The following is an 18,557-nucleotide window of genomic DNA, read 5'->3' as shown; positions in this document are numbered from 1 at the left end:
CATGAGCAGCCACGCGACCACGCGGGGACCCGACGAGCCGGGTCCCGGCCTCGCCCTCGCCTTCCTGGTGGCGCTCGCCCTGCACGCGGGGGCGCTCGGCGCGATGATGGCGTGGCGCGGCGGGGCGCCGCCCGGCGAGAGCGAGATCACCATCGACCTCGCCCCGAGTCCCGCGCCCGTCGAGGTGCCGACCGAGGCCAACGACGTCGTGACGACGCCGCCCCCGGCCGACCTGCCGGCGGAGCAGAAGCCCGTCGAGCCGCCCGCCGAACCCCCGACGGCCGAGGCGCCGCCCGAGATCCAGGCGGTGACCCCGCCGGAGACCGCGCTCGCGGCACCCCAGCCGATGACCGAGGCCGCGCCCGCCGAGGCCGTGACCGAGGCGCCGCCGCCCGAGGCGGTGACCGAGGCGCGGCCCCCGGAGGCGGTCCAGGCGGTGCAGCCGCCCGAGGAGCAGGTCATCACCTCGACGAACGAGCAGGCGCCGCTCGCCCCGGCCACGCCCGCCGTGGTGGCGCGCCCGGTCGAGCCGCCGATGCCGCCCAAGCCGGTGCCGCCCAAGCCGGTACCGCCCAAGCCGGTGCCCCCGAAACCCGTGGCCAGACCGGTGGAGACGCCGAAGCCCGTCGAGCAGGCGCGCAAGCCGCCGCCGAAGCCGATCCGGGAGGTGACCCGCGAGGCGCCCCGGCCCCGGGCCGCCGAGCGCGCCACCGAGCCGGAGCGCCGTCAGCGGGCGGCCGCGACCAGCGCGCGGGTGCCGATGGGCGGGCAGGCGGCCGCGGCGGCCTCGGATCCGGGCGCGCTCCGCGCCTGGGGGGCGCAGATCCGCGGGGCGATCCAGGCCCGGGCGCGGGCCGGGGCCGGCACCGGCACGGTGACGATCCGCTTCACGGTCTCGCGCGCGGGCCGGATCGTCGGCGCGTCGCTGATGAGCAGCAGCGGCAACAGCAGCCTCGACGCCGCCGCCCTGGCGGCGGCGGCCCCGGGCAGCGCGGTCCCGGCCGCGCCGGCCGGCGTGAGCGTGGCCCAGCAGAGCTTCTCGGTGCCGCTGGCCTTCCGGTAGGGCGAGGATCTTTCGGGTTCCGGCGCGTCCGACCGAAGCATCGATGGTCCGGGCGGCGGGCCCGCCTCAGGCCTCGCCCTCGGTCTCGAACAGCACGGCGTCGAGGGCCTCGCGGCCGGTCTTGCCGGCCCAGACCACGAACTGGAAGGCCTGGAAGTAGCGCTCGCAAGCGTCGATGGCCGTCTTGAGCATCATCTCGCACTGGCGGTGCGTCGGCTCGGCGCCGCCGGTGAGGAGCAGGGCGTGGCGGTACATCACCACGTCCTCGCCGCTCCAGAGGTCGAAATGCCCGACCCAGAGCTGCTCGTTGACCATCGAGACCAGCTGCAGCACCTCCGACCGGCGCCGGGGCGGGACCTTGAGGTCGAAGGCGCAGGCGACGTGCAGCGCCTCCACGTCCTCGATCCACGTATAGGCCACGTGGTACTCCGCCCACTTGCCCGCCACCGCCACCGACATCTCGTCGGTCTCGGCCCGGTCGAAGATCCAGTCGCGCAGCGAGGCGAGGCGTTCGACGACATCGAGCGGGTGCTCGGCGCGCTCAAGGTCGACGATGTGCAATTGGGTCATGGCGATCCGGTTCTTGGCTCGTCCGAGCGGGAGGGGCGTCACGGGACGCGGACAGCGACGTCGAGGTGAAAGCAGATCGCATCCCCGGCACGTATTGGCCCGCAGGCGATGAGCTTAACGGCCGACTTGTCTCCCCTTGGCGACGGCGAATCAGGCGTGAGGCCACTATAGCCCGGCGGACTCGGCAGACTCAAAGCGAAAACTCCGGGGGAGGCGGGGCGTCACGACGCCATCCACCGAAGCTTTCTGTGAATAAGCCGGGCTCACGCGGTGGGCGCGGCGCCGGGGGGCTTGGTGGAGGGATCGGCGGAGGAGCCGGCGGAGGGCGCCTCGGCGGCGCCGATCCCGGCCCTCGCCTCCAGCACCGCCACGCGGGCGGCGAGCGCGTCGTTCTGCCCGCGCAGGGCCGTCAAGAGGTCGCGCAGCACCTCGACCTCCTCGCGGGAGGCCACGTCCATGTCGCGCAGGAAGCGCTCAACTTGAGCGCGCACCACCGATTCGGCCTCGCGGCGGACGCCCTGGGCCGCCCCGGCGGCGTCGGTCATCAGGCGGGCGAAATCGTCGAGCAAGCGGTTCTGGGACTGCACGGTGATCTCCTGGGCTCGCGGGCCGTCCCCGGCAGATGGGACAAACCGGCCCGCCCCGCAATCCGCCCGGGCCGAATCGCCCGCTTGGCGGGCCGAATCGCCCGCTCGGCGGGCCGATCCTTTCGCTCTGTGTCCGGTGCCGGCCGCAGAAACATTCCGACGCAATTCCGCTGCTTCAAGCCGGGATCCGCCTCGGGCATAAGGTGGGCGTGACCAGCACGCCGCATATTCTCCTCGTCGAGGACGACCGCGAGATCAGCCAGCTCGTCGCCCGCTACCTGCGCGGCAACGACCTGCGCGTCTCCCTCGCGGGCGACGCCCGCGAGATGGACAGGCTGCTGGCCGATTCGCGGGTCGACCTCATCGTCCTCGACCTGATGCTGCCGGGGGAGGACGGGCTCTCGGTCTGCCGGCGCCTGCGGGCGCACTCGTCCGTGCCGATCCTGATGCTCACCGCCAAGAGCGAGGAGATCGACCGCATCGTCGGGCTCGAACTCGGGGCGGACGATTACCTCGCTAAGCCCTTCAACCCGCGCGAACTCCTCGCCCGCATCCGGGCGGTGCTGCGCCGGGGCGGCGCCAACGGCGGCGCGGTCCGGGACGAGGAGGTGCGCCGGCTCTCCTTCGCGGGCTTCGTGCTCGACGCCGGCCTGCGCCAACTCCTCAACCCGGACGGCGCCCAGGTGGCGCTCACCGCGGCGGAGTTCGACCTCCTGCACGCCATGTGCCTGCGCCCGGGCCGGGTGCTCTCCCGCGACCAGCTCCTCGACCTGACCCAGGGCCGCGCGCCGGGCCCCTTCGAGCGCAGCATCGACGTGCTGGTGAGCCGCATCCGTCAGAAGATCGAGCGCGACCCGCGCAACCCGGAGATGATCAAGACCATCCGCTCGGGCGGCTACGTCTTCACGCCCGACGTGGTGCGGGCGTGAGGGGGCGGCCGTGAGCGAGCCCGTGCGCCTCACCCGGCGCATCGCCGGGCAGATCGCCATCCTGGTCGTCGCCGCCATCGTGGTCACGCACGTGGTGCTGATGGTGGCCTTCCTGCTGATGCGGCCCGAGCTGCGGCGGCTGGAGGAGCATCCGGGGGCGCTGGCGAACCGCCTCGCCCTGGTGGTGCGGATGCTCGCCGCGGCGAGCCCGGGCGAGCGGCCCGCCATCGCGCAGGCGGCCGGCCGCGGCCCGACCGGCCTGCGCCTGGCCGTGCTGCCGGACGAGGCCGCCCCGGCGCGGACGCACGACAGCACCGAGGCCGAGGAATTGCAGCGCGCCCTCGGGGAGGCGTGGCGGGTCGAGAGCGTCGGGCGCATCGCCCCCGGGGACGACCGCCCGCGCCAGCTCGTGATCCGCGGCCGCGGCCTCGTGGCCGCGGCCGACCTGCCGCCCCGCTACGAGCGGCGCACGCCGCTCACCGGGGCGATCATCGCCACCCTGGTCTTCCTGGCGCTCAGCCTCACCCTGCTGTCGGTCTGGGCCGCGCGGGCGCTCGCCGCCCCGCTCCAGCGCCTCGCCGGCGCCGCGGAGGCCTTCGGGACCGACATGGACCTCGCGCCCCTGCCGCAGGCGGGTCCCGAGGAGGTGCTGGCGGTGTCGCGGGCCCTCGACCGCATGCGCGCCCGGGTCAAGCGCCTGGTCGACGACCGCACCCACATGCTGGCGGCGATCAGCCACGACCTGCGCACGCCGATCACCCGGCTGCGCCTGCGCGCCGAGTTCCTGGAGGACGAGACCCTGCGGGCGCAGTTCCTGCGCGACCTCGACCAGATGAACGCGCTGGTGGAGGCGGCGCTCTCCTTCGTGCGCGACGGGCGCAGCCGGGAGGGGCTCGCCCTCGTCGACCTCGCCTCGGTGGTGCAGACGGTCTGCGACGGCTTCGCGGATGTGGGCCAGGAGGTGCGGGCGGAGGGGCTCCGGCCGAGCCTGGTCAAGGGCGCCCCCGACGAATTGCAGCGGGCGCTCACGAACCTCGTCGACAACGCGGTGAAGTACGGCGGCGGGGCGACCGTGCGCCTCGTCCCGGCGGGGCCGCAGGCCGTGGCCGTGGAGGTGCTGGACGAGGGGCCGGGCATCCCGGAGGAGGAGCAGGCCGCGATGCTGGAGCCCTTCGTGCGCGGCGACCGGGCGCGCACCCTCAACGAGGCCGGCGGCTTCGGCCTCGGCCTGGCGATCGCGCACGCGATCGCGCAATCCCACGGCGGGCGCCTGACCCTCGCCAATCGCAGCCCGCGGGGCCTCGCCGCGCGCCTGGAACTCCCCCGCGCCGCGGCCGGCGTGCCCCGGCAGGCGCCGGCGCAGGCGGCCTGATTCCGGCTCCCCCCGCGAGGCTTGTCGTGTCCGGGCGGGCCCGCGACGGCGGCTACCGGGCGAGTTCGCGCAGGCCGAGGCGGATCAGCGTCTTGGCCTCCGCCTCGGCCCCCGCGCTCTGGAGGGCCGCCGCGACGGCGGCCGAGGCCTGGGCCTGCGGGTAGCCGAGATTGACGAGGGCGGAGATCGCGTCCGCCACCGGCTGGGGCGCGGTGCGCGCCTCGACCGCGCCCGCGAGGCGCACGAGCGCCGGATCGACCGGGGCGAAGGCCGGCGCCTTGTCCTTCAATTCGGCGACCAGGCGGGCGGCGAGCCGCGGCCCGACGCCCGGGGCGCGGGCGACCGCGCCCTTGTCGCCGGTGGCGATGGCGGTGGCGAGCTCGGCCGGCTCCAGCACCGAGAGCAGGCCGAGCGCCACCCGGGTGCCGACCCCCTGCACGGTCTGGAGCAGGCGGAACCATTCCCGCTCCGCGTCCGACCGGAAGCCGTAGAGCCGGATCATGTCCTCGCGGACCACCGTCTCGATGGCGAGGTCCGTCGCCTCGCCGGCCGGCGGCAGCCGCTGCAGCGTGCGCGCCGAGCAATGTACCTCGTAGCCGACGCCGTGCACGTCGAGGATCACGAAATCCTCGCCGTAGGAATCGACCACACCCTTCAGCTTGCCGATCATGGGGTTCCGTTGGGGGCGGCCCGTCCTTGAGCCGCCGGCCTGTTCGTGGGATGGGATCCGGGCCATATCGGCGACCCCGCCCGAACCCACAAGGTGACCGCATGAAGCGTGCGACCGTGCTCGCCTGCCTCCTCGTCGCGCTCGCGCTGCCGGCGGCGGCCGAGGAGGCCGTCGCGCCGCCCTCCGCCGACCCGACCCAGGTGCGGGCGGGGCACTACCGGCTCGACGCCGCCCACGGCAAGATCACGTGGTCGCTGAGCCATCTCGGCTACTCGACCTATTACGGCCAGATCACCGACGTGGCCGGGGATCTCAGCCTCGACCCGAAGGCGCCCGCCCAGAGCCGGCTCAGCGTGCGGGTCGCGACCGCGAGCGTGAACGCGCTTCACGAGGCGCTGAACGCCCACCTGCGCGGGCCGGACTTCTTCGACGCGGAGCGGTTCCCGACCGCCACCTTCGAGAGCCGGGCCGTGGAGCCGACCGGCCCCACCACCGCGCGGGTGACGGGCGACCTCACCCTGCGGGGCACGACGAAGCCCATCGTCCTCGACGTGACCTTCAACCAAGCCGGCATCCACCCGGTCGACAAGACCTACACGGTGGGGTTCGACGGGCGGGCGGTGCTCCGCCGCTCCGAATTCGGCATGACGGCCTTCCTTCCGGCCCTCGGCGACGAGGTGAGCCTGCGGCTCGAAGGGAGTTCAAGGCGGCGCCGTGAGCGGGGCGGCGGCGTCGCTCCCGAGGAGCCGGTCGCTCTCGTCCTTGAGGGCCACGCCGGTGAGCCCGCGCCGGAACGCCTCGCCGAGGAGCCAGTGCAGCTTGAAGGCGGCGAGGTCCGGCCTCAGGCCGGCGGCGCGGACATTCGAGAGGCAGTTGCGCTCCGCATCGGTGCGGCCGGGGCGGGGATCGAGGGTGAGGTAGATCCCGAGACTGTCCGGGGAGGAGAGGCCGGGCCGCTCGCCGATCAGCACCGCGACGGCCCTGGCCCTGAGCGCCGCGCCGACCGCGTCGCCGAGCGCGACCCGGGCCTGCTCGGCCAGCACGATCGGCGCGAGGCTCCAGCCCGAGCCGGCGATGGCCGGGGCGAGGGCGGCGAGGAGCGGCACCGCCCCCTCGTGCACCGCCCGGGCCGAGAGCCCGTCCGCCACCACGATCGCGAGGTCGACCGGATCCCCGGCCGCGGCGGCGAGCCGCGCGAGGCCCTCCGGGTCGGGCTGTCGCCCGAGATCCGGCCGGCGCAGGTAGGTGGCGCGGTCGGGCGCCCGCGAGGCGATCGCCAGCACCGGCAGCCCCAGCCCCTCGATCCCGGCGCGCAGGGCCGCCGCGTCGAGGGGCGCGTGGACCGCGTCGCGCGCCTGCGCGTGGGCGAGCGCGAAGGCGAGCACCTCCCGGGTCGGCAGGCCGGAACCGGCGCGGCCGAGCCCGATCCGGGCGGGGGTGAGGGCCTTGAGCCGGCCCCAGGCCTCCTCCGGGGTCAGGGCCTCCTCCGCGGTCAGGGCCTCCTCCGCGGTCAGGGCCTCCTCCGGGGGCTTGGCCTGCGCGGGGCGCACGGTCTCGTCGGCGCTCACGCGGCGAGCCCCGGGGCGGCGGCGAGGAGCGGCCTGGCGCCCCCGGGCAGGAGCGCCCCGGCCGCGTCCGTCAGCCCGATCCGCGCGAGCCAGGCGGCGAATTCCGGCGCCCGCTTCAGGCCGAGCACCTCGCGCAGGTAGAGCTGGTCGTGGAACGACGTCGATTGGTAGTTCAGCATCACGTCGTCGGCCCCCGGCACGCCCATGACGTAGCTCACGCCCGCCGCGCCGAGCAGGGTCAGGAGCGTGTCCATGTCGTCCTGGTCGGCCTCGGCGTGGTTCGTGTAGCAGACGTCGCAGCCGAGCGGCACGCCCATCAGCTTGCCGCAGAAGTGATCCTCCAGCCCGGCCCGGATGATCTCCTTGCCGTCGTAGAGGTATTCGGGCCCGATGAAGCCCACCACCGTGTTGACGAGGAGCGGCCGGAAGGCGCGCGCCACCGCGTAGGCCCGCGCCTCCAGGGTCTGCTGGTCGATGCCGTGATGGGCGTCGGCCGAGAGGGCGGAGCCCTGGCCGGTCTCGAAATACATCACGTCCTCGCCGAGCGTGCCCCGCTTGAGCGAGAGCGCCGCCTCCCGTGCCTCGGCAAGCAGCGGCAGGGTGACGCCGAAGGAGGCATTCGCCGCCTGCGTGCCGGCGATCGACTGGAAGACGAGGTCGACCGGCACGCCCCGCCGAATCGCCTCCAGGGTCGTGGTGACGTGGGTGAGCACGCAGCCCTGGGTCGGGATCTCCAGGCGGGCGATGAGGTCGTCGAGGAGGTGGAGCAGGCGGCTGATCGCCTGCACCGAATCCGAGACCGGGTTGATGCCGATCACCGCGTCGCCGCAGCCATAGGCGAGCCCGTCGAGGATCGCCGCGGTGATGCCGGCCGGATCGTCGCCCGGGTGGTTGGGCTGGAGGCGCACCGCCATGGTGCCGGGCAGGCCGATCGTGTTGCGGAAGCGCGTGACCACCCGGCACTTGCGGGCGACCAGGATCAGGTCCTGGTTGCGCATGATCTTCGACACCGCCGCGGCGATCTCCGGCGTGATGCCGGGGGCGATCCGCGCCAGCGCGGCCGCGTCCGCCGTGAGCAGGAACTCGCGGAAATCCCCGACGGTCAGGTGGGCGATCGCCGCGAAGGCCGCCGCGTCGTGGCTGTCGAGGATGAGGCGCGTGACGTCGTCCGCCTCGTAGGGGATCAGCGGGCGGTTCATCAGGTCGGCGAGCGGCACCTCGGCGAGGCACCAGCGGGCCGCCACGCTCTCCTCGGCGCTCCCCGCCGCGAGGCCGGCGAGGCGGTCGCCGGAGCGGATCGGGCTCGCCTTCGCCATCAGCTCGGCGAGGTCGGCGAACAGCCAGGTCCGAGGGCCGACGACGTGGCGATAGACCATCCGGGATCTCCTCCTGCCGAACCCCACCTTACCGCAAAGGGCCGCGCCCGCGAGGTGCCGGGGCGGTTCACTGGGCGCGGGTAAGATGGGGTTATCTGCCCCTCGCCGAGGCGCCCGGCCGTGCTACCTAAGCAATTGATGCGCCGCGGAACGGCTCTTGCATCGCAGCGCAGGTCAGCCTGTGTGAAGGCGAAGGGCCGCCGCTCCGGGCTTCCATGGCAGCGCGAATTGGGGGATGGCCGTGCACCGCTACTTCTTCGACCTGGAAGCCGAGGGTTTCGACGCCCGGGACGATGTCGGGGTCGTCCTGGCGGACGTGCGGGCGGCGCATGCCGAGGCGATGCTGGCCCTGCGCTCCTGCGCGAGCGGCCCGCTCCCCTGCGGGCAGGCCGCCGACCTCGCCCTGAAGGTGCGCGACGAGACCGGCCAGACCGTGATGCGCCTCGCCCTCGGCAGCATCGCGCGGGCCGAGGCGGCGAACGCGCGGGGCCTGCTGTCCTGATCCTGCGCGCCTGAGCGCGCGCGAAGCGGCGCCGCAGCGATGCGGCGCCGCTTCGCGTATCGGAAGGGGTGCGCTCCTCGGGGGAGCGCTGCTTGAGTCCGCTACTTGGCGTCCGCGACCTTGTCCCGGATCACGTAGGTGCCGGTCTTCTCGCCCACGCTCTGGGCGACGCCCTCGGCGAGGGGCGAGAGGCGGCTCGCCTGGATGTCGAAGCTGCCCGACAGGCCCGTGAACTTGCCGGTGCCGCCGATCCACTCGCCGGTCCCCTTCAGCCGCGCGCTCATCGGCTGCGGCGCGAAGGCGTAGCGCTCGTAGACGTGGTCGCCGTCGGCATCGACGTAGTCGCAGTAGCCCTGGTTCTCGAACGTCTTGGCATCGCTGTCGAACATCGCGCTGCTGCTGCAGCGCCCGGCCATGTTGTGGAGGAGCTTGCCGCCGGATTGGTTCACCGCCGCCATGATGCTCACGCCGACCGCGTGGCTGCGGGTCGGCCCGAGCTGGACCGGCTTGCCCGGGACCGGGTTGGTGGAGGTGTAGGTGATGCGGAAGCTCGCTTCCCGGGGCAGGTCCTCGGCGCCGGCCGGGGCGGCGAGGGCGGTCGCGAGCAGCGCGAGCGGAGCGAGGCGGATCAGGCGCATCGGGTGTCCTCTCCTGTGGGTGCCGGCCGGATCCGCGCCCGTCGCGAGCGCGGTCCCGCCGCCGGTTCGCCTGATCGGGCCGCGCCCGCGACGAACTCTCGTTGCAACCCTCAGATGACGCCGCATCCATCCCCGGCTGTCATCATCCAGATGAGGTAGAGGCCAAATTCCTCACAAGTCGTGAGGCGTCCCGGCGGCTCGGAGAGACTTGTCGACGGGCCGCCTCCCGCGGTCAGATCAGCGGCTTGCCGCCCGTGACGGCGACCGTGGCGCCCGAGACGTAGCTCGCCTCCTCGGCCGCCAGCATGACGTAGATCGGCGCGAGCTCGCAGGGCTGGGCCGGCCGCTGCATCGGCACCTGCTTGCCGAACTGCTCGAACTTCTCCCTGGGCATCGTCGAGGGAATCAGCGGCGTCCAGACCGGGCCGGGGGCGACGCAATTCACCCGGATGTTCCTCTCGGCCAGGAGCTGGGCCAGGCCGCCGGTGAAGTTCTGGATCGCGCCCTTGGTCGTCGCGTAGGCGAGGAGCTGCGGGCTCGGCGTGTCGGCGTTGATCGAGGTCGTGTTCACGATCGCGCTGCCCGGCCGCATGTGGGGAAGGGCCGCCTTCACGAGGTAGAACATCGCGTGGATGTTGGTGCGGAAGGTGACGTCCCATTCCTCGTCGCTGAGGTCCTCGACCGATTGCACGGTCGCCTGATGGGCGGCGTTGTTGACGAGCACGTCGACCCGGCCGAAGGCCGCCACCGCCTTCTCGACGATCGCCCGGCAATGGGCCGGGTCCTTGATGTCGCCCGGCACCAGCACCGCCTTGCGGCCGGCCTCCTCGACGAGCCGCGCCGCCTCGCGGGCGTCGTCGTGCTCGTCGTAGTAGCTGATCAGCACGTCGGCGCCCTCGCGGGCGAAGGCGAGGGCCACGGCCTTGCCGATCCCGCTATCCGCCCCGGTGATGATGGCCTTGCGGTCCGCCAGCCGGCCCGAGCCGCGATAGTGGCCCTCGCCGTAATCGGGCCTCGGATCCATCTCGGCGTCGCGGCCGGGCATCGGGATCGGCTTCTGGCGGCTGAAGGGCGGCTTCGGGAAATCGATCATTGCGGGGTCAGCTCCTGACGCGACGCGGGAGGGCCCGCGGCGGGCGGGCCGCGGCCGGGGATGCAGGCTTCAGAACCGCCCGCCGGAATTCGGCCGGCAGCGGCCGTCGGCGATCTTGAAGTTCGGCGGGTCGCAGGGCACGAGGTCGGCCTCGCACCATTTCTGGCAGACGCGCGGACCCGTGCGGGGCGGGTAGTAGCCCCAGCCGGGTTCCCCCCGCAGGCTGCCGGTGACGGCGGGGCCGTCCTCGTCGAAGAAGGGCCCCGACGGCTGCGCGAGCGCCGCACCGGCCGCGAGCAGGAGGGGGGCGAGCACAAGGCCGACCGCGCGGGCGCGCATGGCGGAATCTCCTCGGTCCGGAATCGGGGTCCCCGCCGGGATCGCCGCGGGGATGCTGCCGGACCAACGGACCGGGGCCGGCGCTGTTCCGCAGGGGCGCCCGGGCCGGCGCGGGCCGGAGCCCGGGCTCTGCCGCGTCGGCGTCGACCGGTGGCCCGGCCCCTCCCGAGAGGCGGAGCCCCTTTCGATGTCCGGCGCGGCCATTTCGCCGGAATTCAAGGATTTCCACGAGATCGAGGGCCTGCTTGGCATCCGTCCAATTTGGCATTCGTCCAATTTGGCCTGCGTCCACCAGAATGGCAGGCCATGAGGCCGGACCGTGATGGCGCTCACGCCCTTCCTCATGCTGAGGTGCGTCGGCGCGTGAGGCTCAGCGGAACAGGATCAGCGCCTTTCCCAGGGTGATCCAGACCCCCCAGGCGTTCGGCAGCCCGACCGCGAGCCAGGCCAGGGCGGCGGGCGGGGCGAAGCCCTCCGGCATCCAGCCGTGCGGCGGCACCCGGTAGCCGAAGGCGCCCGCCGTCATGATGAGCAGGTAGCCCGCGCCCATGATCGCGAGCGTCTGCCAGACCCCGGCCTCGCCCGGGCCCTTGAAGCGGGTGATGAGCAGGTCGGCGAGGGGCGAGCCGATCATCGCCCCGCCCCCGAACCCCATGATCGCCATGCCGGTCGCCATGCCGCGCCGGTCGGGGAACCACTTCACCAGGGTCGAGACCGGCGAGATGTAGCCGAGGCCGAGGCCGATCCCGCCGATGACGCCCATGCCGAGCCAGATCAGCCAGAGCTGGTGCAGAGCGACCCCGAGCGCGCCGATCAGGAAGCCGCCGCCCCAGCACAGGGCCGCGACGAGCCCCGCCTTGCGCGGGCCCGCCCGCTCCAGCCAGCCCCCGAACAGGGCCGCCGAGAGGCCGAGCATCACGATGCCGATCGAGAACACCACCACGAGGTCGCTGACGCGCCAGTCGCAGGTGGTGGTGACGAGGGCGCCGAGCAGGCTCATCTCCGGGCAGGCCGCCGGGGCCGGCCGGTGCTCAGCGCCCGCGACAGCGGCAGCCAGAACACCGACAGCCCGTAGGACATGCCGATGCAGAGGTGGATCGCGAGCGCCGCCGGCGGCACGAGCCAGCGGTTGAATCCCGCCCGCGCGACGATGGCCTCCCGCGACGGCGGGCCCGGCGCCGCGCCCGGGCGCGGCGACTCGGCAAGCTCGGCATCCATCAGGTCGTCTCCCCTCCTTCGCGCCGGATCTTTGCCCGGCCTGTGCCCGTCGCGCGCTCGCCCCGCCCGGGGGCAGTCCTCAGCCCCTGCCCGGGGACGCCGCCGCGGCGGCCGCGCGGCCGGCCGCGGTGAGGCGCAAATCCTGGCTGTCCGCCCGGTAATCCACGAGGCCGCGCGCCATTAAATTGGGTACCAGGAGACCGGTGCCGTCGTCGAGGAGGCGCTGGCGCTTCAGGTCCGCGAGGCCGACCCAGCCCTCCGCCCGCGCGAGGTGGCGCAGCAGCCGCCGCTCGGACGCGATCACGACCGGCCTCCCGGGCCCGCGCGACTCCGGCTCACGGCAGCGGCAGCGGGCGCGCGAGGAGCGTGTCCGGTCGCGCGTCCCCGAGCTCCGCGAGCCCCTGGTCCCGGAGCAGGGCGAGGGCCGCCGAGAGCCGCAGGATCGTCAGGTTCAGGAGGTCCGCCGCGAGGCCGGCCGGCAGGGCGACCGGACCGCCCTGCGCGCCCTCGCGGGCGCCCTCCTCGCCCGCGAGGGCGCAGAGCAGGATGTAGAGCTTGAGCGCGTCGAGATGGCCGCTCCGGCGGCAGGAGAGGGCGCGCAGGCCCCGGATCTCGGCCGCCGGGTTGGCCCGATAGGCGGGATCGTGGCGGATGCGGGCGGCCCTATGGTCCGGCCCGTAGCGCGTCAGGGCGAGGCGGGTCCGCCGGCCCTCGGCCTCGACGCGCACGAGGCCGTAATCCGCGAGGAGGCGCTTGCCCGAGACGATCAGCGATTGCGTGAGCCCCGCCAGAGCGGCGAGCTGCGCGCAGGAGAGCAGGGCCGAGCCGTCCTCCTCCGCGGTCACGGCCAGGGCGAGGAGGAGCTTGAGCGCCGCCGCCGAGCGGCCGACCCGCGCCCCGTCCCCCCGGAACAGGCGAAGGCCCCCGTCGAGCACCCAGCCGCAGGGCAGCCGCGAGGAGTCCCGCCCCGCCTCCGCCGGGGCCCCGCCATACGAAATCGCCCGGATCTGGCCACCCCGCCGCGATGCTGCGAAGGATGACGGCCCGGGCGCCGCGGCCTGATCGAGCGAGGGAGGGATCGCGTTTGACACCGGCATCACGGTCCGCAGCGCCGCCCGTCGCCGGGCGCATCGGCAGTATACCACCGTTCTGGCGGTCTCAATATGCATGACGCTTCCGAAGGCCCGGCGCTGACGGTGACGCTCGCCCTCGGGGGCATGATCCGGCTCGGGACCCGCGCGATGGCGGTCGCGGATGCGGCCGCGCTGCTCGACGCGATCGCGCGCAGCGGCTCCGTGCAGGGCCTCGCGGCGGAGCTCGGCCTGTCCTACCGGGCCGCCTGGGACCGGCTGCGCGCGCTCGAGGCCGGGTTCGGGCATTCCCTGGTGCAGAAGACGCGGGGGCACGGCTCCGTCCTGACCCCCGCCGGTTCGGCCCTGCGGGACGCCCTGGCGGCCGCCGCCGCGGGCGTGGAGCCGGCGCTCGCCCGCGAGTCCCGCGTCCTGGATCTGCGCCTGCGCGACCTGATCGGCGGTGGCCCGCGCCCGCTGCGGATCGCGGCGAGCCACGACCCGCTGCTGATGGCGGTACTGCGGGACCTCCGGGCCGGCGAGGTGGAGGTGGTGGGCAGCGAGGAGGCGGCGGCGCGCGTCGCGGACGGGCGGGCGGACGTGGCCGGCTTCCATTGCGGCCCGCTCGCCCCGGCCGAGGCCGGTCCGCCCTTCGCGGCGCTGGCGGCCGATCCGGGCCTCGTGCTCCTCCGGCTCATGGAGCGGGAGCAGGGGCTGCTGCTCGCGCCCGGCAACCCGCTCGGCATCCGGAGGGTGGCCGACCTCGCCGCCGAGGGCGTGCGCGTCGTCTACCGCCAGAAGGGGTCGGGGACCCGGCGCTGGTTCGACCGCCTGCTCGCCGAACACGGAATCCCGCCCGACCGCCTGGCGGGCTGCGCGGTCGAGGAGTTCACGCATCAGGCCGTGGCGGCGGTGATCGCGTCGGGCGCGGCGGATGCGGGCCTCGGGGCGCGGGCCGCGGCCGAGCGCTTCGGTCTCACCTTCCTGTCCGTGGGGTGGGAGATCTACTACCTCGCCGCGAGCCCCTCGCTGCGCGGGAGCATCCTCGACCGGGTCGCGGCCGAGGCGGCCGCCCGCGCCGCGACCACGCCCGGCTACCGGCCGCCCGACTGAAGGGGGGACCATCCTTTCGCGTTCCGGCCGCTCACGGCGCCGGAATCCCGGCCCGTGGACGCGGGCGCGGGCCTGTCCGGCCTGGATCCTCCTCGACGAACGCGCGAGCACCACCGCCGTCGGCCGCACTGCCGCGATCGCCATCGATCGTTCTGCTCCCGCTGCACACCGGACGCGGGCCTGGGCGCCGGGACCGCCGGGCAGGGCGGTGCCGGATCAGGCTTCCATCCGGCGGATCCCGGATCATCCGACATCCGATCGATGGCCTCGCCATCTCCCATGTCGGCCATGCGGATGGCGGCGTCGCTCAGGCGCCGCGCGGGCGCGTCATCCGCGTTCCGGACGTGATCGTCCGGACAGCGTATCATACCACCGGTCATTGAAAGTGACCGGTGGTGCTGCTCTCGAATTTTCGCCAAGCATTTGGCTTGAAATCGAAAATTCGAGTTGGATCAACGGCTCGATGCGTCAGCATCCTGAGCCGTTGGCATCAGGAGCGCGAGGCCGCCTTCGGGGGCGGCTCCTCCGCGAGCTCCCGCAGGAGTTCGGGCACGCGCTCCCACGGCTCCGTGCCGTGCGCCATGGCGTACAGGTCCGAGCCCCGCTCCGCCGCGGTCACCGCCCGGATGTCGTCCCAGCGGCGCAGGAAGGCCTCCACGCAGGCCGGATCGAAATGGCTGCCGGCGAGTTCCCGGATGCGCTCCCGAGCCTCCTCGAAGCGCATCGCCTCCTTGTAGGGCCGCTCCGAGGTGAGCGCGTCGAACACGTCCGCCACCGCCACGATGCGCGCCGAGAGCGGGATCGCCTCGCCGGCCCAGCCGTTCGGGTAACCGCTGCCGTCCCATTTCTCGTGATGGGCCTCGGCGATCTCCGCCGCGAGCCGGATCAGCGCGCCCGACGAGTCGCCCAGGATGCGCTTGCCGATCACCGTGTGGTCGCGGATCACCGCGAACTCGTTCTCGTCGAGGCGGCCCTTCTTGAGCAGGATCCCGTCCGGCACCGCGACCTTGCCGACGTCGTGGAGCGGGGCGGCGAGGTAGAGCTGCCGGCAGAATTCCGGGTCGAGCCCCATCTCGGCGGCCATGATCTGGCTGTAGCGCGCCACCCGCAGGGTGTGGCCGCCGGTGTCGTTGTCGCGATACTCGACGGCGAGCGCGAGCCGGAAGATGATCTCCGCCTCGCGCTCGCGCGTGTGGCGCAGCGCCCGCTCGACCTCGCCCGCCAGCCAGGTCGCCCGGTCCTCCAGCCGCCGCACCGCGGAGGCGAGCCGGATGAAGTTGCGCAGGCGCACCGTGAACTCGACGCCGCGGGTGCGCTTGGCGAGGAAGTCGGTGGCGCCCGCCTCCAGCGCCGCCTGCTTGATCTCATCCGTCACGTCGCTGGTGATCATCACGATCGGGACCTGCGCGTAATGCGGGATCTCCCGCACCTTCCGGATGAAGCAGATCCCGTCCATCCCCGGCATGTGGTAGTCGACGAGCATGAGGTCGAAGGCGCGGATCCGCGCCTCGGTCAGGGCCTTGCGCGCGTCCGCCATCGCTCTGACGCTGAGGTCCGGGTAGGCGGAGAAGTGGCGGCGCAGCGCCAGCTGCATCGCGGCGCTGTCATCGACGAGAAGGACGTCCATTCCTTCCAGCTCGCTCTCTGAGGGGCTCCGGCCCGTGCATCCGGTCCGCTCTCAGCGAATCTTCTCGGTGCGCGGGAGACGGAGCCCGATTCTGGCTGCCGAAATCCTTACGTCATCGTCTTAAGGATGGTTGAATGACCGTGAGTAATGAATGGGCAGCCCAAGGTCCTCGGCCCCGCGGACGCGCCCCTGTGAACGGGCGCGCGTCGGCGGTTGCGGGCCGTGGATTTTCGGTCAAGCTCGGTCGCGAGCGGGGGCGATCCATGCGCGGCGCGACGATCCTGGTTCTCCTGACGATGACCGCCACGGCGGGGCAGGCCGCCGAGGATCCCTACGGGCCGGCAGATCCCCTGTCGGCCGCCCCGATCTTCCGCCGCTGCGCCGCACCGAAGCTGCCCGAGTACCAGAAGGGCGCCTGCCTCGACGACGCCGCCAAGGCGCTGCGGGCGCGGATGAAGGAGGAGGTGGCGCGCAAGCTCGCCGCGATCGACGCCGTGGGGCGCCGCGCCCCGAGCCCCGGCAGCCTCGCGGGAGCGGCCGATGCCGAGGCGTGGCGCAAGGCCTTCCTGGCCGCGCAGGCCGCCTTCGAGGAGTACGACCGGCTGCACTGCGACGCCCTGTACGATTTCGACCTTCACGGCGGCTCGAATGCCGGGCAGGCCGCCTCGGCCTGCAAGATCCGGCACCTCGTGGCGCGGATCAACGAGATCAGGACCTGACGGCCCGCGCCGGTGCGGGAGCGCACCGGCATGCGCGGGGAATGCGCGTAGCCTGTGGGTGTTGCCGCCGGGGCTGAGGCGAGGGGAGAGGTCCCCTCCGGCCGCCCGCGCGGCGAGCTCAGCGCCAAGAGGCTTGCCATGCGCCTGTTCACCACGCTCGCCATCGCGTTCCTGCTCGCCCTCGGCGGCTTCGTGCCCCCGATCGCCCCGGCTCCGGCCCAGGCCGGCGTGCAGTGCAAGGGCGGCTGCTGAGGAGGGGCGGCTGCTGAGGAAGGGCGAGGCCCGCCGCGCCCCGCCGTCGGAGCACTCGAGAGGAGATGCCCATGTTGCGATCGTCCGAACACCCGTCCCGCGGCCCGTGCCGGGCCGCCTTCCTCTCCGCGCTGACGCTCCTGTGCACCGTGGCGGGAGCCCGGGCGCAGGCGGTGACGGAGGAGCAGATCCTGGCGGCGCTGTCGCCCCGGCCCCTGACCCGCGGCCTGACCCTCGGGGTGCGCGGCGACGCGGGCAGCGAGGGCCGCGCCTTCCTGGACACGCTGCGCAACCGGACCGGACTCTCGGACACGGAGCGCGAGCGCCTCGCCGCCGCCGCCGCCGACCGTCCGAGCATCGACCTCGACGTGCCCTTCGCCTACAACTCGGCCCAGATCGGCCCGAAGGCGCTGCCGGTGGTGAAGGTGCTGGGGGCCACGCTGTCCCGGCCGCAGATGTCCGGCAGCGTCATCCTGATCGTCGGCCACACCGACGCCAACGGCTCCGACCACGGCAACCAGGTGCTCTCGGAGCGCCGGGCGGAGGCGGTCAAGCAGTACATCGTGCACAATTACGGGGTGCCGGCGGCGAACCTCGTGGCGGTGGGCTACGGCAAGCGCCACCTCAAGGACGCGGCCCGCCCGACCGCGCCCGAGAACCGCCGCGTCACCGCCGTCAACATGTCGGCGGTCAAGTCGGCCTCGCGGGAGTGATCCGCTGTCCGGACGATCACGTCCGAACAGCGGGTGACAGGCCCGCGCGGCGCGTGAGCGAAGCCGACATCCGCATTGCGGAGCAATCCGTCGGATGTCGGATGCCAAGCCCGCCTTGAGGCTGCCACGCGGCCGTGGCCACCAGGCGCGCGGTCCCCGCGGGGCCGCGCGTCGCGCGAGGTCCATGATGGTCGTCCGGCCCCGTCCAGGCCTGATCCAGGTTCTGTTCACGCTGCAGGGCTCGATCCTGCCGAAGGTGATCCGGCAGGTGGCCGGCATCACGGCGGCCGCCTTCCTGGTGGTGGCGGTCGAGCGGCACTGGCCGCAATCCTTCCCGGGGCCGGAGGGGATCGGTCCCTTCACGCTGGTGGGCCTCGCCCTCTCGATCTTCCTGAGCTTCCGCAACAATTCCTGCTACGACCGCTGGTGGGAGGCCCGCAAGCAATGGGGCGCCCTGATCGCCGAGACGCGCGACCTCGTCCGGCTGATCGGCGTCCTGCTGCAGGATCCGGCCGAGGCCGCGACCCGGCGGGCGTGCCTGCGGCGGGTCGCGGGCTTCGCCCACGCCCTGCACGCGAGGCTGCGCAGCGCCGACGAGGCGGCGGCGGCCCGGCCCTGGCTGCCGGACGGCGAGCGCCTGGAGGGCCGGGCGAGCCCGACCGACGCGGTGCTCGGGGCGCTCGCGGCCGACCTCGCCGGGGCCCTGCGCCGGGGCGCCCTCAGCGACATCCTGTTCGCGCAGATGCAGGGGCGCGTCGCCGCCCTGTCGCAGATCCACACCGCCTGCGAGCGCATCCAGTCGACGCCGCTGCCCTTCGCCTACACGCTCCTGCTCTACCGCACGGCCTGGATCTACTGCCTGCTCCTGCCCTTCGGGCTCGCGGCCTCGCTCGGCTGGGCGACGCCCGCCGTGGCCGCCCTGGTGGCCTACACGTTCTTCGGCCTCGACGTGCTCGGCGACGAGCTGGAGGAGCCGTTCGGCCTGGAGCCGAACGACCTGCCCCTCGACGCGATGCTGCGCGGGATCGAGCGCATCGTGTGCGACGCGCTCGGCGAGCCCCTGCCGCCCGTCCTGCGGCCCGAGGGCGGCGTGCTGCGCTGACGCCGGCGTCCGACACCGCGCCCCGCGGTCGCCTTC

The 18,557-nt window shown here is 73.8% G+C and carries 19 protein-coding genes and 2 pseudogenes; 9 read left to right on the top strand and 12 right to left on the bottom strand.

All coding sequences use genetic code 11. The features are described from left to right. The first annotated feature begins 1 nt into the window (after nucleotide 1). Nucleotides 2–1,063, top strand: coding sequence for a TonB family protein (locus M446_RS04125; protein ID WP_012330824.1), 1,062 nt, complete (start codon nucleotides 2–4; stop codon nucleotides 1,061–1,063). 66 nt (nucleotides 1,064–1,129) lie between these two features. Here M446_RS04125 and M446_RS04120 read toward each other — a convergent pair whose 3' ends face one another. Further along, entirely contained in the window at nucleotides 1,130–1,633 is a 504-nt protein-coding gene (locus M446_RS04120) for a YbjN domain-containing protein (RefSeq protein WP_012330823.1), read from the bottom strand. A gap of 263 nt (nucleotides 1,634–1,896) precedes the next feature. Continuing rightward, nucleotides 1,897–2,220, bottom strand: coding sequence for an accessory factor UbiK family protein (locus M446_RS04115; protein ID WP_012330822.1), 324 nt, complete (start codon nucleotides 2,218–2,220; stop codon nucleotides 1,897–1,899). A gap of 203 nt (nucleotides 2,221–2,423) precedes the next feature. Between M446_RS04115 and M446_RS04110 the strand changes: the two genes are divergently transcribed. Beyond that, nucleotides 2,424–3,149: a response regulator gene (locus M446_RS04110; protein WP_012330821.1), complete on the top strand. Its 726-nt coding sequence runs from the start codon at nucleotides 2,424–2,426 to the stop codon at nucleotides 3,147–3,149. 10 nt (nucleotides 3,150–3,159) lie between these two features. After that, nucleotides 3,160–4,521, top strand: a complete 1,362-nt coding sequence (locus tag M446_RS04105) for an ATP-binding protein (protein ID WP_012330820.1) — start codon at nucleotides 3,160–3,162, stop codon at nucleotides 4,519–4,521. A 52-nt stretch (nucleotides 4,522–4,573) separates the two neighbouring features. Here the strand turns inward: M446_RS04105 and ruvA are convergent, their stop codons facing one another. Continuing rightward, nucleotides 4,574–5,191 carry a Holliday junction branch migration protein RuvA gene (ruvA, locus tag M446_RS04100; RefSeq protein ID WP_012330819.1) on the bottom strand — a complete coding sequence of 206 codons (618 nt, stop codon included), beginning with the start codon at nucleotides 5,189–5,191 and terminating at the stop codon, nucleotides 4,574–4,576. A gap of 101 nt (nucleotides 5,192–5,292) precedes the next feature. Here ruvA and M446_RS34665 point away from each other — a divergent pair. Next, a pseudogene (locus M446_RS34665) lies at nucleotides 5,293–5,909 on the top strand (YceI family protein). Here the strand turns inward: M446_RS34665 and eutC are convergent. After that, nucleotides 5,893–6,705, bottom strand: a complete 813-nt coding sequence (gene eutC, locus M446_RS04090; protein ID WP_210161186.1) for an ethanolamine ammonia-lyase subunit EutC — start codon at nucleotides 6,703–6,705, stop codon at nucleotides 5,893–5,895. The pseudogene M446_RS34665 and the gene eutC overlap by 17 nt on opposite strands. Nucleotides 6,706–6,755: 50 nt before the next feature. After that, complete coding sequence (locus tag M446_RS04085) at nucleotides 6,756–8,135, bottom strand: ethanolamine ammonia-lyase subunit EutB (RefSeq protein ID WP_012330817.1); 1,380 nt, start codon at nucleotides 8,133–8,135, stop codon at nucleotides 6,756–6,758. Between the two features lie 235 nt (nucleotides 8,136–8,370). On the opposite strand from M446_RS04085, the gene M446_RS04080 reads away from it, so the two are divergent. Further along, a complete protein-coding gene (locus tag M446_RS04080) occupies nucleotides 8,371–8,637 on the top strand; it encodes a DUF6894 family protein (RefSeq protein ID WP_012330816.1) in 267 nt (88 codons plus the stop codon). A 101-nt stretch (nucleotides 8,638–8,738) separates the two neighbouring features. Here the strand turns inward: M446_RS04080 and M446_RS04075 are convergent, their stop codons facing one another. The 6 genes and pseudogenes from M446_RS04075 to M446_RS04050 all read right to left on the bottom strand — a co-directional run bounded on the left by M446_RS04075 (nucleotide 8,739) and on the right by M446_RS04050 (nucleotide 13,022). Next, the gene (locus M446_RS04075; RefSeq protein WP_012330815.1) at nucleotides 8,739–9,275 is read right to left on the bottom strand and encodes a hypothetical protein; all 537 of its coding nucleotides are present in this window, start codon (nucleotides 9,273–9,275) and stop codon (nucleotides 8,739–8,741) included. A 232-nt stretch (nucleotides 9,276–9,507) separates the two neighbouring features. After that, entirely contained in the window at nucleotides 9,508–10,368 is an 861-nt protein-coding gene (locus M446_RS04070; RefSeq protein ID WP_012330814.1) for a glucose 1-dehydrogenase, read from the bottom strand. 69 nt (nucleotides 10,369–10,437) lie between these two features. Continuing rightward, nucleotides 10,438–10,707 carry a hypothetical protein gene (locus M446_RS04065; RefSeq protein WP_012330813.1) on the bottom strand — a complete coding sequence of 90 codons (270 nt, stop codon included), beginning with the start codon at nucleotides 10,705–10,707 and terminating at the stop codon, nucleotides 10,438–10,440. 397 nt (nucleotides 10,708–11,104) lie between these two features. Continuing rightward, nucleotides 11,105–11,925: pseudogene (locus tag M446_RS04060) on the bottom strand (MFS transporter); the annotation flags it as partial. Nucleotides 11,926–12,004: 79 nt separating this feature from the next. After that, the gene (locus tag M446_RS04055; RefSeq protein ID WP_012330812.1) at nucleotides 12,005–12,229 is read right to left on the bottom strand and encodes a hypothetical protein; all 225 of its coding nucleotides are present in this window, start codon (nucleotides 12,227–12,229) and stop codon (nucleotides 12,005–12,007) included. A gap of 31 nt (nucleotides 12,230–12,260) precedes the next feature. After that, nucleotides 12,261–13,022, bottom strand: coding sequence for a hypothetical protein (locus tag M446_RS04050; protein WP_012330811.1), 762 nt, complete (start codon nucleotides 13,020–13,022; stop codon nucleotides 12,261–12,263). Between the two features lie 66 nt (nucleotides 13,023–13,088). Here M446_RS04050 and M446_RS04045 point away from each other — a divergent pair, with 66 nt between their 5' ends. Then, nucleotides 13,089–14,108 carry a substrate-binding domain-containing protein gene (locus tag M446_RS04045; RefSeq protein ID WP_012330810.1) on the top strand — a complete coding sequence of 340 codons (1,020 nt, stop codon included), beginning with the start codon at nucleotides 13,089–13,091 and terminating at the stop codon, nucleotides 14,106–14,108. A 490-nt stretch (nucleotides 14,109–14,598) separates the two neighbouring features. Here the strand turns inward: M446_RS04045 and M446_RS04040 are convergent, their stop codons facing one another. Beyond that, on the bottom strand, nucleotides 14,599–15,735 hold the full coding sequence (locus M446_RS04040) for an HD-GYP domain-containing protein (protein ID WP_012330809.1): 1,137 nt from the start codon (nucleotides 15,733–15,735) through the stop codon (nucleotides 14,599–14,601). A 263-nt stretch (nucleotides 15,736–15,998) separates the two neighbouring features. Between M446_RS04040 and M446_RS04035 the strand changes: the two genes are divergently transcribed. From M446_RS04035 to M446_RS04025, 3 genes are all read left to right on the top strand, one after another. After that, entirely contained in the window at nucleotides 15,999–16,454 is a 456-nt protein-coding gene (locus tag M446_RS04035; RefSeq protein WP_012330808.1) for a lysozyme inhibitor LprI family protein, read from the top strand. 323 nt (nucleotides 16,455–16,777) lie between these two features. Beyond that, nucleotides 16,778–17,419 carry an OmpA family protein gene (locus tag M446_RS04030; protein ID WP_012330806.1) on the top strand — a complete coding sequence of 214 codons (642 nt, stop codon included), beginning with the start codon at nucleotides 16,778–16,780 and terminating at the stop codon, nucleotides 17,417–17,419. Nucleotides 17,420–17,606: 187 nt separating this feature from the next. Next, nucleotides 17,607–18,521, top strand: coding sequence for a bestrophin family protein (locus tag M446_RS04025; RefSeq protein ID WP_012330805.1), 915 nt, complete (start codon nucleotides 17,607–17,609; stop codon nucleotides 18,519–18,521). Nucleotides 18,522–18,557 lie beyond the last annotated feature (36 nt).

Origin of the sequence: Methylobacterium sp. 4-46 (assembly GCF_000019365.1) — a bacterium.
Taxonomy (GTDB): Bacteria; Pseudomonadota; Alphaproteobacteria; order Rhizobiales; family Beijerinckiaceae; genus Methylobacterium.
The sequence above is the reverse complement of the archived record's forward strand: the minus strand, read 5'-3'. Positions and strand labels throughout refer to the sequence as shown.

Bases quoted from the DNA above. Each gene is read 5' to 3' on its own strand.
- M446_RS04075 (WP_012330815.1), bottom strand. From the start codon at position 9,275: ATGCGCCTGATCCGCCTCGCTCCGCTCGCGCTGCTCGCGACCGCCCTC.
- M446_RS04040 (WP_012330809.1), bottom strand. From the start codon at position 15,735: ATGGACGTCCTTCTCGTCGATGACAGCGCCGCGATGCAGCTGGCGCTG.
- M446_RS04035 (WP_012330808.1), top strand. From the start codon at position 15,999: ATGCGCGGCGCGACGATCCTGGTTCTCCTGACGATGACCGCCACGGCG.
- M446_RS04125 (WP_012330824.1), top strand. From the start codon at position 2: ATGAGCAGCCACGCGACCACGCGGGGACCCGACGAGCCGGGTCCCGGC.
- M446_RS04070 (WP_012330814.1), bottom strand. From the start codon at position 10,368: ATGATCGATTTCCCGAAGCCGCCCTTCAGCCGCCAGAAGCCGATCCCG.
- ruvA (WP_012330819.1), bottom strand. From the start codon at position 5,191: ATGATCGGCAAGCTGAAGGGTGTGGTCGATTCCTACGGCGAGGATTTC.
- M446_RS04030 (WP_012330806.1), top strand. From the start codon at position 16,778: ATGTTGCGATCGTCCGAACACCCGTCCCGCGGCCCGTGCCGGGCCGCC.
- M446_RS04050 (WP_012330811.1), bottom strand. From the start codon at position 13,022: ATGCCGGTGTCAAACGCGATCCCTCCCTCGCTCGATCAGGCCGCGGCG.
- M446_RS04045 (WP_012330810.1), top strand. From the start codon at position 13,089: ATGCATGACGCTTCCGAAGGCCCGGCGCTGACGGTGACGCTCGCCCTC.
- M446_RS04080 (WP_012330816.1), top strand. From the start codon at position 8,371: ATGGCCGTGCACCGCTACTTCTTCGACCTGGAAGCCGAGGGTTTCGAC.
- M446_RS04120 (WP_012330823.1), bottom strand. From the start codon at position 1,633: ATGACCCAATTGCACATCGTCGACCTTGAGCGCGCCGAGCACCCGCTC.
- M446_RS04025 (WP_012330805.1), top strand. From the start codon at position 17,607: ATGGTCGTCCGGCCCCGTCCAGGCCTGATCCAGGTTCTGTTCACGCTG.
- M446_RS04065 (WP_012330813.1), bottom strand. From the start codon at position 10,707: ATGCGCGCCCGCGCGGTCGGCCTTGTGCTCGCCCCCCTCCTGCTCGCG.
- M446_RS04085 (WP_012330817.1), bottom strand. From the start codon at position 8,135: ATGGTCTATCGCCACGTCGTCGGCCCTCGGACCTGGCTGTTCGCCGAC.